This window comes from Propionivibrio sp. (assembly GCF_047602565.1).
In the GTDB taxonomy this organism is placed as follows: Bacteria; Pseudomonadota; Gammaproteobacteria; order Burkholderiales; family Rhodocyclaceae; genus Propionivibrio.
In genome coordinates, this window is the sequence record NZ_JASGGX010000001.1 from 2,721,206 (window position 1) to 2,735,833 (window position 14,628).

The 14,628-nt window shown below is 66.5% G+C and carries 14 protein-coding genes; 6 read left to right on the top strand and 8 right to left on the bottom strand.

The window, feature by feature from the left end; translation table 11 throughout:
- Nucleotides 1-49: 49 nt before the first annotated feature.
- Nucleotides 50-1,039, bottom strand: coding sequence for an amidohydrolase family protein (locus QM701_RS12755; RefSeq protein WP_415167425.1), 990 nt, complete (start codon nucleotides 1,037-1,039; stop codon nucleotides 50-52).
- A 115-nt stretch (nucleotides 1,040-1,154) separates the two neighbouring features.
- Between QM701_RS12755 and QM701_RS12760 the strand changes: the two genes are divergently transcribed.
- The gene (locus tag QM701_RS12760; protein ID WP_415167426.1) at nucleotides 1,155-2,105 is read left to right on the top strand and encodes a LysR family transcriptional regulator; all 951 of its coding nucleotides are present in this window, start codon (nucleotides 1,155-1,157) and stop codon (nucleotides 2,103-2,105) included.
- An 87-nt stretch (nucleotides 2,106-2,192) separates the two neighbouring features.
- Here QM701_RS12760 and QM701_RS12765 read toward each other — a convergent pair whose 3' ends face one another.
- The 4 genes from QM701_RS12765 to QM701_RS12780 form a co-directional block, all read right to left on the bottom strand.
- Nucleotides 2,193-3,899, bottom strand: coding sequence for a dihydroxyacetone kinase family protein (locus tag QM701_RS12765; RefSeq protein WP_415167427.1), 1,707 nt, complete (start codon nucleotides 3,897-3,899; stop codon nucleotides 2,193-2,195).
- Nucleotides 3,900-3,918: 19 nt separating this feature from the next.
- Complete coding sequence (locus tag QM701_RS12770) at nucleotides 3,919-4,803, bottom strand: sugar phosphate isomerase/epimerase family protein (protein WP_415167428.1); 885 nt, start codon at nucleotides 4,801-4,803, stop codon at nucleotides 3,919-3,921.
- Nucleotides 4,804-4,931: 128 nt separating this feature from the next.
- The gene (locus QM701_RS12775) at nucleotides 4,932-5,717 is read right to left on the bottom strand and encodes a triose-phosphate isomerase family protein (protein WP_415167429.1); all 786 of its coding nucleotides are present in this window, start codon (nucleotides 5,715-5,717) and stop codon (nucleotides 4,932-4,934) included.
- 96 nt (nucleotides 5,718-5,813) lie between these two features.
- Nucleotides 5,814-6,275, bottom strand: coding sequence for an RpiB/LacA/LacB family sugar-phosphate isomerase (locus QM701_RS12780; protein ID WP_415167430.1), 462 nt, complete (start codon nucleotides 6,273-6,275; stop codon nucleotides 5,814-5,816).
- A gap of 243 nt (nucleotides 6,276-6,518) precedes the next feature.
- Between QM701_RS12780 and QM701_RS12785 the strand changes: the two genes are divergently transcribed.
- Complete coding sequence (locus tag QM701_RS12785; RefSeq protein WP_415167431.1) at nucleotides 6,519-7,475, top strand: sugar-binding transcriptional regulator; 957 nt, start codon at nucleotides 6,519-6,521, stop codon at nucleotides 7,473-7,475.
- A gap of 18 nt (nucleotides 7,476-7,493) precedes the next feature.
- On the opposite strand, the gene QM701_RS12790 is transcribed toward QM701_RS12785, so the two are convergent.
- Nucleotides 7,494-8,186 carry a GntR family transcriptional regulator gene (locus tag QM701_RS12790; RefSeq protein WP_415167432.1) on the bottom strand — a complete coding sequence of 231 codons (693 nt, stop codon included), beginning with the start codon at nucleotides 8,184-8,186 and terminating at the stop codon, nucleotides 7,494-7,496.
- A 215-nt stretch (nucleotides 8,187-8,401) separates the two neighbouring features.
- Between QM701_RS12790 and QM701_RS12795 the strand changes: the two genes are divergently transcribed.
- The 4 genes from QM701_RS12795 (at nucleotide 8,402) to QM701_RS12810 (ending at nucleotide 12,613) form a co-directional block, all read left to right on the top strand.
- Nucleotides 8,402-9,418 (top strand): 4-hydroxythreonine-4-phosphate dehydrogenase PdxA, encoded by a 1,017-nt coding sequence (locus tag QM701_RS12795; protein ID WP_415167433.1) that lies wholly within the window; start codon nucleotides 8,402-8,404, stop codon nucleotides 9,416-9,418.
- A gap of 78 nt (nucleotides 9,419-9,496) precedes the next feature.
- Nucleotides 9,497-10,486, top strand: coding sequence for a tripartite tricarboxylate transporter substrate binding protein (locus QM701_RS12800; protein WP_415167434.1), 990 nt, complete (start codon nucleotides 9,497-9,499; stop codon nucleotides 10,484-10,486).
- Between the two features lie 69 nt (nucleotides 10,487-10,555).
- A complete protein-coding gene (locus tag QM701_RS12805; RefSeq protein WP_415167435.1) occupies nucleotides 10,556-11,059 on the top strand; it encodes a tripartite tricarboxylate transporter TctB family protein in 504 nt (167 codons plus the stop codon).
- A 39-nt stretch (nucleotides 11,060-11,098) separates the two neighbouring features.
- Entirely contained in the window at nucleotides 11,099-12,613 is a 1,515-nt protein-coding gene (locus QM701_RS12810; protein WP_415167436.1) for a tripartite tricarboxylate transporter permease, read from the top strand.
- A gap of 142 nt (nucleotides 12,614-12,755) precedes the next feature.
- Here the strand turns inward: QM701_RS12810 and QM701_RS12815 are convergent, their stop codons facing one another.
- Both QM701_RS12815 and QM701_RS12820 read right to left on the bottom strand, forming a co-directional pair.
- Nucleotides 12,756-13,976: a multifunctional CCA addition/repair protein gene (locus QM701_RS12815; protein WP_415167437.1), complete on the bottom strand. Its 1,221-nt coding sequence runs from the start codon at nucleotides 13,974-13,976 to the stop codon at nucleotides 12,756-12,758.
- Between the two features lie 16 nt (nucleotides 13,977-13,992).
- Nucleotides 13,993-14,610 (bottom strand): glutathione S-transferase family protein, encoded by a 618-nt coding sequence (locus QM701_RS12820; RefSeq protein ID WP_415169393.1) that lies wholly within the window; start codon nucleotides 14,608-14,610, stop codon nucleotides 13,993-13,995.
- Nucleotides 14,611-14,628 lie beyond the last annotated feature (18 nt).

Genomic DNA, 14,628 nt, shown 5'->3' on the forward strand with positions numbered 1-14,628 from the left:
TTAAACCTCCTGAATTTCGAGTCTAGTTGGTTACGACGTACAGCATGCATCAACGCAGACCATACAGGGCGGCTGCGTTATCACAGAACAACGCCAGGCGTTGCTCGGGAACCAGTGCGCGGGTCAGCGCCTTGAAGCCGGACCACAGGGCCTCCAGCGTGACGACGATCGCGTCGACCGGGTGATTGCTGGCGAACAGGCAGCGTTCCACGCCGAAGTCCGCGATCAGCGCGTCGACCACCGGCGCCTGCTGCTCGACGGTCCACGCCTCGCCGCGCACGCCGATGCCCGAGATCTTCACCACCACGTTGGGGTACGGGACCAGCCGCGCCATCGCCGTGCGCCATTGCGCCAGCGTTTCGGGGTCGCGGGTGGCGGGCAGGCCGGCGTGATTGACGATGATCGACGTCTCGGGAAAGTCGCGCGCCAGCTCCGCCGCCTCGGCCATGTGCCACCACGGCGCCTGCAGCTCGAACATCAGACCATATTTGGCCAGCAGCGCATAGCCGTCACGCCAGCGCGGGCAGCGCATCGAGCCCGGTTCGGTCCAATCGGGCCGGTAGTCGGCGCGCTGGGTACAGCGCGGCTTGTGCCGGACGCTGCGCACGAAGCCCCCCAGCGGCGCGAGCACATACGTCTGCATCAGGGTTTCCGCGTCGTCCCGGTCCAGCCAGATCTGGGCCGCCATCGCGTGCGGCTTGCCGCAGCGATCGGCCAGCGCTTTCATCCAGAACGCCTCGCCGGCCGGGTCGTGCGGCGTCCACTCGCCCTCCATCACCACGTGGCGCAGCACGCGATGCGCGCCGCACGCGGCGGCGTAGTCGGCGGGCAGAAAATCCTGGCAGATCGCCTCGTAGTCGCCGTAGCGGAAAGGGATGCGCGGCAGTTCGGTCAGCCAGGGATGTGGGTTGCGCAGGTCCCAGAAATGGTGGTGCGCATCGACGATCGGCAACAGCGCCTCGTCGCCGGCGGCAAGGAATTCGGCACGAGCCTGGGTCAGGTCGGGCAGCGGATCGCGGTTCATGAAATGGAAAGGCACGGATCGTCAGGGCGTGGCAGGAAGTGACAAATCCTAGCAATGCCATTGATTCCCGAATACTGAAAGTATTTGATATATTGATATCTTCAGGTTATCAATTTCGGCGCCACCGATCGTGACCGCGCTTCCTTCCAGCACCGACCAGTTGCTGAACCGCCTGCGCATGCGGCAGGTGGCGCTGATGCTGGCCATCGACGAGTTCCGTACCCTGCACGCCGCCGCACAGCACCTCGGCATGACCCAGCCGGCGGCCAGCAAGATGCTGCACGAACTGGAGGAAGCCCTCGGCGAACCTCTGTTCACTCGAGTGGGCCGTGGATTGGCGTTGAACATGGCCGGACAGGCCGTGCTGACCACCTTCCGCGGCCTGCGCAACAGCATGGCATCGCTGAAACGCGAATTGCACCAATTGAGTCTCGGCAGTTCCGGCAAGTTATTGATCGGGGCCATAGACGTCGCCACCCCCACGCATCTGAGCGCGGCCATGCTGGCGCTGAAGGAAGCGTATCCGCTGCTCTCCATCGAGCTTCACGTCGGCACCAGCGATCGCCTGATCGAACTGCTGCGCGATGGACAGCTGGATATCGTGATCGGCCGGATGCCGGAACCGACCAGCCGTGCCAACCAGGATTGCGTGTTCACGCCCATCGGCGAAGAAGCGGTGTCGGTCATCGCGGCATACGACCATCCGCTCGCGCAGGCGCCGCGAAAGAAGCGCCTCGAATTCCAGGCCCTGCTGGACTATCCGTGGATTCTCCAGCTACGCGGCAGCCCCTTGCGCGAGATCATCGAGCAGGAATTCCGCAGTCGCCACACGGCAATGCCTCCCGGATTGGTGGAAACTTCTTCGTTCCTCACGATCACCGATCTGGTCGCGCACAGCCGGATGATTGCCGTCATCCCCGAGTCCATGGCCAGCCGCTTCGCGCGCCACAACCTGCTGCGCATCCTGCCTTACACCTTCACCCACTCGCTGACGTCCTGGGGCAGCCTGGTGCACCGCGACCGGCACATCAACACGGTTATGCGGCGCTTTCTCGATTTGATGCACGGCACGCCGGACTGACGAAAAAAGAGGGCGGCCGCGGCAAGAAGGTATCGGATTTCTTGCCGGGACCGCCCAGGTCAGGAGATCGGGAATTCTGTTAAGCGGTCACCCCTTGATCGCCGCGGCGACGACGCGCGCGCAGAGCGCCAGCGAGACCGCGCCGGCGTCCGGATGGCCGAGGCTGCGCTGCGTGTGCGACTTGGCGCGGCCGAGTTTGGGCGTGAGCTGGGCGGTCGCTTCCGCCGCCTTGGTCGCCACGTCCGCCGCGATCGACCAGGCTTCGGCCAGCGTCTTGCCGTTGGCGACACCTTCGTTCAGCGAGCTGGCGAAGGGCACGAACGCGTCGACCAGCGTCTTGTCGCCGACCTTCGCGCCGCCGAGACGCATGATCGCTTCCAGGCCGGCCTGCGCGCCCTTGGCGACGGCGTCGGCGGTCAGCGCGGCGTCGTCGCTCAACTGGTTGCTCCAGATGCGCAGGGCCAGACCCCACAGCGCACCGGAAGCACCGCCGGCACGGTCCGCCCAGGCGTTGGCCGCGGCCGCCAGCACGCTGGCCGCGCCGGCGCCGGCCGCCACCGCTTTTTGGGCCGCCTCGGCCGCCGCGGCCGAGCCGCGCGTCATGCCCTGGCCGTGATCGCCGTCGCCGGCGCGGGCGTCGATCCGCCCCAGCTCCGCTTCGGCTTCGCGCAGCGCGGCGGCGACCTTGCCCACCACGCCGGCGATGCACTTGCCGTCTTCCTTCGACGCGGCCGAGGCCGGGCCGAACTTGAGCTCTTCCTCCTCGTCGATCAGCGCCGGCGCGGGCTGCGTCGGGATGATCGCGCCGCGGCGCAGCACCGGCGCGTCGGACGGCGCGCACCACAGTTTTTCCAGCTCGTCGTCGAGCCAGGTCAGGGTCAGCGAGCAGCCGGCCATGTCCATGCTGGTGACGTATTCGCCGACTTCCGGCTCGACCGGCGTGAGGCCCGCCTTCTTCATCTCGGCTTCGACGCTGACCCACAGCACGAACAGTTCCTCGTACTTGGTGCTGCCCAGGCCGTTGAGGATGACCGCGACGCGGCCGTTGGAGCCGGCGGGTTTTTCGGCGGCCAGCTTGTTCACCAGCATCTTCGCCAGCTCGCTCGCCGGCATCATGTCTTCCTCGCTGATCCCCGGCTCGCCGTGGATGCCGAGGCCGACGCCGATGCGCTGCGGCGGCACGGTGAACAGCGGTTCCAGGGCGCCCGGCAGCGTGCAGCCGCTGAAGGCCACGCCGAACGAGACGGTGTTCTTGTTGGCCTTGATCGCCACGCGCTCGACGTCGTCGAGCTGCATGCCGGCTTCCGCCGCGGCGCCGGCGATCTTGAATACCGTCAGGTCGCCGGCCACGCCGCGCCGGTCGTTGGCCTTCTCGGCCGGCGCGCTGGCCACGTCGTCGGTCACCGGCAGCACGCGCACGTCGATGCCTTCGGAGATCAGGCGTTCCGCCGCCAGGCCGAAGTTGAGCACGTCGCCGGCGTACTTGCCGAAACCGAGCAGCACGCCGCCGCCGCGGTGCGCCTTGCGGCAGACGTTGGCGACGAGATGCGTCGACGGCGAGGCGAAGACGTCGCCGGCCACGGCCGCGTCGGCCAGGCCCGGTCCGACGAAGCCGGCGAAGGCCGGGTAGTGGCCCGAACCGCCGCCGACGATCACGGCGACCTTGCCTTCCGGCGTGGCGGTCGAGCGCACGACGCCGCCGATGACGGGCCGCACGGTGCGGGAATAGACGGAAGCGAAGCCCGCCAGGGCGGTCTTGGCAAATTCTTCCGGGTTGTCGAATACGCAGGTCATGTTTGGCTCCCAGTGATGTTTATCGTGGCAGGATGGTGCGCAGGTAATCGCGGTTCATGGCGCAGACGGAGAGGCCGTCGCCGCCGTAGTGTTCGCAGAGGAAGGCGCTCTGGAAGCCGCAGGCGAGGACCTTCTGGATGGCCAGGCGGTAATTGATGACGCCCAGGGCCAGCGAGGTCGGATACGCGCAGATCAGCTTCTGCACCGGGTCCTCGATGCGCATGTAGTTCTTGACGTGCCAGTACTTGGCGTAGGGCGCGATCTTGTCGATCATCGCGGCCCAGTGCTCGACCGGCCGGTGCAGGCGCACCAGGTTGCCGATGTCGGCATTGATGCCGACCGCCGGCACATCGACGTCGTTGACGAATTTCACCGCGCCGTCGGCCGTGCCGATGTAGGTATCCTCGTACATCTCCAGCGAGACTTCGAGGCCCACTTCCGCGGCGTGCCGGCCGAGTTCGCGGATGCGGGTCACGGCCTTCTGGTAGATCGCCGGGTCGTCCGGGTTCTTGACGCCGTCGGCGGTCCAGAACCAGAGGTGCTTCTTCTGCTCCTCGGACAGCTCGCCGAACAGGCCGAAGGAAACGGCCTGGGCGCCGATCTCGGCGGCGGCGTCGATGACGCGGTGGTTGTAGGCGAGATACTCGTCGGCATGGACGGGGTCGATGACGCTGCTCGTGCGCGTCGTGGAAATGGCCGGAATGGTCAGCCCCAGGGTCTTGACGAGGTACATGAACTCGCGCCGGCGGCTCGGCGAGAGGTCCGCCACGCGCAGCCAGCTGTCGCTGGGGTCGAATTCGGTGAAGCCGGCGTCGACCACCTGCTGCAGGGTCGCCGCCCATTGATCGACCGACTGGTCCTGCACCCGGCTGCCGTCCGGCAGCACGCCCGGAAAGCCGTTCATCGCCGCCGCGATCGGCCAGGTGTCACGATTCCACTTCGTTGCACAGCATCCTGTTTGCATTGTCTGCGACATCACTGATTCTCCATTCACTTACTGTTTATCTGTCTGCCGGAGCGGCACTTGGCGCTTCAGGCCTGTTTGCGTCTGGCCGCGTCGGCGACCAGCTCGACGATGCGGGCGAAACCTTCGGGCCGCCATGCCGCGCGCCCGACGAACAGGCCGTTGACGTCCTCGATGTCGAGGATGGCCCGGCCGTTTTCCGGCGTCACCGAGCCGCCGTAGATGATGCGCGTCCGCCCGGCGATCTCTTCCCCGCAGTGCTTCTTCAGGATGGCGCGCAGCGCGCGGTGTCGCTCCTCGACGTAGTCGGGCGACGCCGCTTCCGCCGCACCGATCGCCCAGCGCGGCTCGTAGGCCAGGATGATCTCCGGGATGCGTTCGTCCGGCTGGCCGTCGATCGAGGTCAGCACCTGGTCGGCCAGCACCTGGTCGGAACGGCCTTCCGCCTTCTCCTGCGCCGTCTCGCCCAGGCAGACGACGGGGATCAGCCCGGCGTCCATGGCCTTGTCGACCTTGCGCCGCACCAGCTCGTAGGTCTCGCCGAAGTGCTGCAGGCGCTCCGAATGTGCCAGCTCCACGTAGCGGCAGCCCGCTTCGAGCAGCATCGACGCGGAGATTTCGCCGGTCCAGCTTCCGGCATCCTCCCAGTGCATGTTCTGCCCGCCGACGGCCACCGGCGAACCGGCGAAGGCCTGCGCCGCCGTCGCCAGCGACGTGAACGGCGGCAGCACGTAGATGTCGATCGCCGACGTGTCGAGCGGCGCGATCCGCGCCTTCAGTTCCTCGGCATAGCGGATCGAGTCCGCGATGCCGTTGTTCATTTTCCAGCCCGTTCCGGCCACCAGCCTGCGCATCAGTTATCGTCCCCGCCAAAAAAAGTCGCCCCGACGGCATCGTCGGCAGGCCGCCATGGCCGCCGGACGAGGTCGCCGAAAAAAGCGTTGCCGTGATTACTTGCGGTACTTCCGGTCCAGCTCGTTGACCGCCGCGACGTTGCCGGCCGAGGGGCCTTGCGGGTCGAATTCGGAGGCCAGCCAGGCGTTGACCACGGTCTTCGCCAGCTCGGGCCCGATCACGCGGGCGCCGAAGGTGATGATGTGGGCGTTGTTGCTCTTGGCCGCGCGCTCCGCCGAGAAGGTGTCGTGCGTCTGCGCCGCACGGATGCCTGGCACCTTGTTGGCCGACATGGCCACGCCGATGCCCGTCCCGCAGATCAGGATACCGCGGTCGTACTGCCCGGCGAGGATGGCCTGCGCCACGCGCTCGGCGATGTTCGCATAGTATTCGCCCGTCGCCCCGGTGGGCGATTTGCTCAGATCCGTCACCTCGACGCCGGGGGTGTTCTTCAGATGCGGAACGAGAACGTCCACCAGGGAAACCCCGGCGCTGTCGCCGGCGATTGCAATCTTCATGTCACTCCTGCCTTTCCTGAATGGGCCGATCGGTGATCGGCCGAACGCAGGGCAGTATATAGTACTTTTGTATTTTTTGTACAACATTTGTGCGAGGCCCGAAACATGGCTATAGTGCCTGCAGGCGGGCGGCTTGCTTTTTTTCTGGAAAATTGTCTAATGCCGCCCTGATGCAGGGGGACGTGCGTGGGCTCCCCGTGCCGCCGTCTCCGATCGAAACGTCGCATAGCGGATAGAACAGCAATGAGCACTACTCTCGAATCGAGCCACCTCGCCGGCGAACAGCTGCGCGCCCGGATCGCGTGGTATTACTTCGTCGCCGGACTGACCCAGCAGGAGATTTCCGACCGCCTGGGCATCGCCCGGGCGCGGGTCAACAAGATCGCCGGCCAGCTGCGCGCGGACGGCTCGGTGGTCATCGACATTCGCCTGCCCCTGGCGAGCTGCGTGCAGCTCGAGGAAAAGCTGAAGGAAATCTACGGCTTGAAATCGGCAGTGGTCGTGCCGGCGCTGGACGACGACGAGCAGCAGCGGCGCATGCTCGGCGAAGCCGCCGCGTCGATCCTCGACGAGATGATCGCGGACGGGCAGGGCATTTCGGTTGGCTGGGGCCGCACCCTGAGCGCCACCATCAAGCAGCTGCGTTCGCGCCGGCTGCGCGACAGCTCGGTGGTGTCCCTGATGGGCGGCCTGACGCGCGGCTCGGAAACCAACACCTTCGGGGTGTCGACGGAGCTGGCCAAGACGCTCGGCGCCGACTGCTACTACATCACCGCGCCGGTCTATTGCCCGTGCGTCGAAAGCCGCGAGTTCCTGCTCCAGCACAGCGGCGTCAACGAAGTCATGGAGCGCGCCCGGCGCTCAGACCTGTCCATCGTCTCGTGCGGCGACCTGACGTCGCGGACGCCGCTGACGGCCATCAACAGCGTGCACGAGCGCCTGCCGCAGCTGAGGAAATGCGGGGCGATCGGGGAAATCCTGGGCACCTTCCTCGACGCGGACGGCGCGCCGGTCGCGCACGAACTGAACGACACGGTGATCGCCATGTCCCCGTCCGACCTGAAGAAGGTGCCCAACAGCGTGCTGATCTCCGGCGGCCTGTACAAGGCCGACATCATCCACGCCATCCTGGCCGCGGGCTACGTCAACAATCTGGTCACCGACGAGGCGGTCGCGCAAAGGCTGCTGCAGCGCGGCTGAGGCCGGGTGCGGCGGGATTCAGATCGCGCCCTTGATCCGTTCCCAGCTGCCCAGCAGGTGATCGACCATGGCGGCCGAGAGACGCGCGCCGTCGCGCGCTTCGAGCGCCTGGACCATTTCCTCGTGGTCGGTGACGGCGGCGGCCCATGACTCCTCCTTCTTGTCGCCGATGAAGCGGATGCGCTTCATCCGGGTCTGCAGGATGTCGTGCACCAGGCACAGCGAATCGTTGCCGGTCAGCGCGATCAGCATCGAATGGATCCGCTGGTTGAGCTTGAAGTATTGCAGGCGGTCACGCGCGGCGTAGAACCTGAGCATCTCGTCGTGCAGGCGGCGGATTTCCCGGATGTCTTCATCGGACGCATTCTGGCAGGTGAGCGGACCGGCCATCTCTTCGAGATGCGCCAGCACCTTCATCATGTCGTGGGCATCCTTGCGGGTCAGCCGGCGCACCACGGCGCCGCGGCTGGGCACCAGTTCGACCAGGCCTTCGGACGCCAGCACCTTGAGCGCCTCGCGCAGCGGCGTGCGCGAAATGCCCAGCTGCTGGCAGAGCTGCCCCTCGTGGATGCGGGCGCCGACCGGGATGAATCCTTCGATGATCATGTCGCGAATGCGCGTGACCACTACGTTGTGCAGGCTGGCGCGCTCGATCCGCACGGCCTCGGAGGAAGTTTCCGCTTCCGGCAGGGTAATCAGTTCAGCGCTCATCTCAGGCGATCCGTTTTCAAATGGCCCGGAATATGACTCCGGAAACAACAATCGTCAATACGCGCGGCGACCGCGCGGACCGTCTCGCCCGCCGTCCACCGCGCACCAGAATTCTGAATTCAGAATTTTACATCCTTGATTTGACATTCTAGGTAATTTAGTAGCACCATGCACCGGAATCAAGTAATCAAGTACTTCAGGAGGAGACGGAGCCCATGCAAACCCAACTGCCCACCATCGCCCTGGCCATGGGCGATCCCGCCGGCGTCAGCCCGGAACTCACCGCCAAGCTGCTGGCCAACGACGAGGTGCGCGCCGCGGCCCGCTTCGTGGTCTTCGGCGACCGGCGCATCCTCGACGACGGCGCCCGCATCGCCGGCGTGACGCCCGACATCGCGGTCGTCGCGCCCGGCGCGTCCTACGACGCCACCGCCAAGCCGGTGCTGATCGACCTCGCCCATCTCGCGCCGCAGGACGTCAAGCGCGGCGAGGCCACCCCGGAAGGCGGCGCCTTCGCGCTGGAGAATTTCCGCCAGGCGCTGCTCATGGCCAACGAGGGACGCGCCGACGCGGTGTGCTTCACGCCGTTCAACAAGAAGGCCATGCGCTACGTCTATCCGGGCTACGACGATGAAATCCGCTTCGCCGCGGACGTCACCGGCTTCAAGGGCGCCGCCCGCGAATTCAACGTGCTGGACAATCTGTGGAACTGCCGCGTCACCTCGCACATCCCGCTGTCGGAAGTGGCTGCGGCTCTGTCCGTCGAGGGCATCCTCGCCGAACTCGAACTGGCCGAGCGGTGCATGCGCGAATCGGGCATCGAGAAGCCGCGCATCGCGGTGGCCGGCCTCAATCCGCATGCCGGCGACGGCGGCAATTTCGGCCAGGAGGAAATCGACATCATCGAGCCCGCGGTCAAGCTGGCGATCCTCAAGGGTTTCAACGCCTCCGGCCCGTATCCCGCGGACACGGTGTACGTGCGTGCGCGCAACGGCGAGTTCGACGGCGTGCTGACCATGTATCATGACCAGGGCCAGATCGCCATGAAGCTGATGGGCTTCGACCGGGGCGTCACCATGATGGGCGGCTTCCCGTTCCCGATCTGCACGCCGGCCCACGGTACCGCCTACGACATCGCCGGGCGGGGCATCGCCAACCTGGGCGCGAGCAAGGCGGCGGTCCTGCTGGCCGCGCGCATGGCCGCCCGCAACCTGGCGGCGAAGAACAAGTAGAAAAACAAAAACCACCGCAGTGGTTTGCATATGTTGTTGTTTTCATCACGTTTCACTTCAACTATGAGGAGTCATGCAATGTTCAAGACCAAACTGATCGCCACCGTGCTGGCCAGTGCGTTTTATGCGGCGGGGGCAAGCGCGGCGTGGACACCGGAGAAGCCGGTCGAATTCGTCGTCACCAGCGGCGCCGGCGGCGGCACCGACACCTTCGCCCGTACCATCCAGTCGATCATCGTCAAGAACAAGCTGATGGATGCCCCGATCGTGGTGGTCAACAAGGGCGGCGGCGCCGGCAGCGAAGGTTTCGTCTACGGCGCGAGCGAGCAGACCAACCCGTACCGCGTCACCTTCGGCACCAATAACGAGTACCTGCTGCCGCTGGTGGCCAAGATGGGCTACGCCGCCGAGGGCTTCGTGCCGGTCGCGGCCATGGCGCTCGACGAATTCCTGATCTGGGTCAACGCCAATTCGCCGCTCAAGGACGCCAAGAGCTACATCGAGGCGGCCAAGAAGGGCGACGGCCTGCGCATGGGCGGCTCGCAGTCCAAGGATACCGACCAGACCCTGGTCAGCATCATCAGCGAAGCCACCGGCGGCAAGTTCACCTACATCCCGTTCAAGAGCGGTGGCGAAGCGGCGATCCAGCTCGCCGGCGGGCACATCGACTCCAACGTCAACAACCCGAACGAGAACATCGGCCAGTGGAAGGCCAGCATGGTGCGGCCGCTCTGCGTGTTCAGCACCAAGCGCATGGCCGCGGGGCCGAAGGTCACCAAGGACATGAGCTGGGCCGACATCCCGACCTGCCGTGAAGCCGGCGTGCCGATCGACACGTACCAGATGCCGCGCACGATCTGGCTGGCGGCCGGCGTGCCGCAGGACGTCATCGCGTTCTACTCCAACGTGATGGCGAAGGTGCGGCAGACGCCCGAATGGAAGGCCTACATCGAGCGGACCTCGCAGACCGAGACCTTCATGACCGGCGACGAGCTGCGCAAGTACATCACCCAGGACACGGCCCGTGCCTACGGCGTGTTCAAGCGCGAGAAGTGGCTGGCCCAGTAAGCCACCGTCGATGCCGGGGCGGCCGTTAGCGGCCGCCCTTTTTTACACAAGGATCTGGAGGTTGCATCCATGCGCACCGCGTCCGGAACGTTGTTGTCCCGCTTCACCATGGAAGTGGCGACGGCGCTCTTCACCGGCCTGCTCGGCTCTATCGTCTGCTACGGATCGCTCGAATTCGGTACGGGCTGGGGGGACGCCGGTCCCGAGCCGGGCTATTTCCCGTTCTATGTCGGACTGATCATCATCCTGGCCAGCGCCTTCAATCTGGGCATGGCCTTCCTGCACCACCGGCACGACCTCGCCGAAGCGTTCCTCACTTACGAACAGGGCCATCGCGTCCTTTCCTTCTTCGGCCCGATGTTCCTGTTCGTCCTGGTGTCCTCGTACCTCGGCATCTATGTCGGCATGGTCCTGTACCTGTTCGGCGTCATGGTTTTCCAGGGCGGCTACCGCGTGCCGAAAGCCGCGGCCATCAGCCTGATCACCGCCGTCGTCAATTACTTCCTGTTCGAGGTCTGGTTCCAGGTGCCGCTGCTCAAGGGGCCGGTCGAAGCGCTCCTGGGAATCCACTGACCGACAGACCGACAGCCAACCATTCAAGGGAGTCATACGTTGGATAACTTCAGCAACCTGATGGACGGATTCGGCATCGCCTTTTCCATGTTCCATCTCCTGCTCATGGCGGGCGGCGTGCTGCTCGGCATCCTGGTCGGCGTGCTGCCCGGCCTCGGCGCGCCGAACGGCGTGTCGCTGCTGCTGCCGCTGACCTTCACCATGGACCCGGTGTCCGCGATCATCCTGCTCACCAGCATGTACTGGGGCGCGCTGTTCGGCGGCTCGACCACCTCCATCCTGTTCAACATCCCCGGCGAGCCGTCGTCCGTGGCCACCACCTTCGACGGCTATCCGATGGCGCAGCAGGGGCATGCCACGCACGCGCTGACGCTGGCCTTCATGTCGGCCGGCACCGGCGCGCTGTTCGGCGTGGTGGTGATCACGCTGCTGTCGGGCTGGGTCACCCAGTTCGCCCTGAAGTTCAGCTCGCCGGAATACTTCGCCGTGTTCCTGCTGACCTTCGCCAGCTTCATCGGCATGGGCAGCGGCTCGGCTTTCAAGGCCATCGTCTCGATGATGCTCGGCTTCGCCTTCGCCACCGTCGGCATGGACGGCATCTCGGGCAACATGCGCCTGACCTTCGGTTTCTCGGAACTGGTCAAGGGCATCAGCTTCCTGGTCGCGGTGATCGGCCTGTTCGGCCTCGGCGAACTGCTCCAGACGATGGAGGAAGGGCTGCGCTTCGACGGCATCCACGCGCGCATCCGCGTGCGCGACGTGCTGAAGGCGGTCGCCTCGATGCCCAGCCACTGGCTGACGCTCCTGCGCAGCGCGCTGATCGGCTGCTGGATGGGCATCACGCCGGGCGGCCCGACCGCCGCCTCGTTCATGAGCTACGGACTGGCCAAGCGCTTCTCGCGCAAGAAGGACGGGTTCGGCAAGGGCGAACCGGCCGGCGTGGTGGCGCCGGAAACCGCCGACCATTCGGCCGGCACCTGCGCCATCCTGCCGATGCTGGCGCTCGGCGTGCCCGGCTCGGCGACCTCGGCGGTGATGATGGGCGGCCTGATGATCTGGGGCCTGACGCCCGGCCCGATGCTGTTCATCGAGCGGCCGGACTTCGTCTGGGGCACCATCGCCAGCATGTATCTGGGCAACGTGATGGCCGTCATCCTGGTGCTCGCCACCGTGCCGATGTTCGCCGCCATCCTGCGCATTCCGTTCTCGATCATCGGCCCGATGATCGTCGTGGTCTGCTTCATCGGCGCCTACACCATCAGCGGCGCGCGCCTCGACCTGTGGCTGGCGCTGCCCTTCGGCATCCTCGGCTACGTGTTCAAGAAGCTCGGCTACCCGATCGCGCCGATGGTGCTGGCCATGGTCCTGGGCGACAAGGCGGAGGACGCCTTCCGACAGTCGATGATCATGTCCAAGGGCTCGCTGTCCATCTTCTGGACCAACTCCACGCTGGTCGCCTGGATCATGGGACTGGCCATGCTGCTGCTGTTCTGGCCGATGGTCAGCATGATCATCAAGCGCCTGCGCGGCAACCCGGTCGCGGCGTCCACCTGAGGCAGCGCGCCGAAGAAACGATCCGACAGATCCCCGTCAACGGAGCCGGCAGGAAACAGATTGCCTCCGGTTCCGTTTTTTTTTCGCCGTCCGACGGTCATCAGCCGTCGCCTCGATCAGGCCGTGACGGCCGCCGGGGATATCACTCGCGCCGGCCCAGCCGGGACGCCACCGCCGCCACGCGCGCGGCGTGCAGGCGGCCGGGAATGTCCTCCTTGCGCTCGCAGGCGCGCGCGATCGCCGCGGCGTCCACCGACTGCGCGGCCTCCAGCGCCGCCGGAAACAGCTCCCGGCCCGGCACCGGCCGGTCCTCCCAGCCGAGCCGGCCGTGGAAATCGCAGTCGCAGGCCTGCAGCAGCTGCTGGAAACGCTGCGGACGGCGCAGGGCGTCGGCCTTCTCCAGCAGGCGCACGATCGTCGAGGCGCGCATCTCCGGGCCGCGCCGGATGTCGCCGTGGTAGCGGGCCACCAGCAGCGCCAGATCGCGGCATTCCACCGGCGCCTTGAGATAGGCGCACACCTCTTCCACCAGGCGCAGGCCGCGTCCCTCGTGGCCGGGATGGCGCGGCAGGTCGGCCGCCGGCGTCAGCCCCTTGCCCAGGTCGTGCAGCAGCACGGCGAAGCGCACCGGCAGGGCGAAGCCCTCCCGCGCCGCGCAGTCCAGCGCCATCAGCACGTGCACGCCGGTATCTATCTCGGGATGGTAGTCCGCCCGCTGCGGCACGCCGAACAGCCGGTCGAGCGCCGGCAGGATGCGGCCCAGCGCGCCGCACTCGTGCAGCGCGCGGATCATGCGCGAGGGCGTCGCCTCCATCAGGCCGCGGGCCAGCTCCTGCCAGACGCGCTCGGCGACCAGATGATCCACCTCGCCGCTGGCCGTCATCCGGCGCATCAGCGCCAGCGTCTCGGGGGCCAGCGAGAAATCGGCGAAGCGCGCGGCGAAGCGCGCCACGCGCAGAATGCGCACCGGGTCCTCGACGAAGGCCGGGCCGACATGGCGCAGGATGCGCGCCCGCAGGTCGGCGACGCCGCCGAACGGATCGATCAGCGTGCCGTCCTCGGCCCGGGCGATGGCGTTGATGGTCAGGTCCCGGCGCGCCAGATCCTCCTCCAGCGTCACCTCCGGCGAGGCGTGGAAGGCGAACCCCTTGTAGCCGTGTCCCGCCTTGCGTTCGGTGCGGGCGAGCGCGTATTCCTCGTGCGTGCGCGGATGCAGAAAGACCGGGAAGTCCTTGCCGACCGGCCGGAAGCCGCGCGCCAGCATGGCCTCGGGCGAGGCGCCGACGACGACGAAATCGCGGTCCTGGACCGGCAGGCCGAGCAGCTCGTCGCGCACGGCCCCGCCGACCGAAAAGATCCGCATGCGGGAACCGCGCCGCTCAGCTCGCCTCGTCGATGGAAGCCTGCCGCCACTCCTGCATCGCGGGCAGCGCGGCCATGGTCTCCACCCATTTGCGCGAGGCCTCCGGCAGCTCCACGTGGTAGGTCAGGAAGCGGAAGACGATCGGCGCGTACATGGCGTCGGCATTGGTGAAATGCCCGAACAGGAAGGGCCCCTTGTGGCCGTAGTGCTGCCGGCAGTCTTCCCAGATGGCGACGATGCGCGCCACGTCCGCCTTCACGTCCACCGACGGCTGCAGGAACGGCTGCGAAGCCCGCACGTCGAGCGGCATGCCCTGGCGCAGCGCGGCGAAGCCGGAATGCATTTCACAGGCGATGGAGCGGGCCTCGGCGCGCGCCTTGCGCTCCGACGGCCACAGCGTGTGCGCCTTTTCGGCCAGATACTCGCAGATGGACAGCGATTCCCAGACCACCGTCTCGCCGTCGATCAGGCAGGGCACCTTGCCGGAGGGCGAATAGTTGAGGATTTCCGCCTTGGTCGTGGTCTGGCGCAGAGGAATCTGGATTTCCTCGAAGGGCAGGCCGGACTGCTTCAGCGCGAGCCAGGGGCGCAGGCTCCACGACGAATAATTGCGGTCTCCGATGACAAGTTTCAACATGGAAAAATCTCCGTA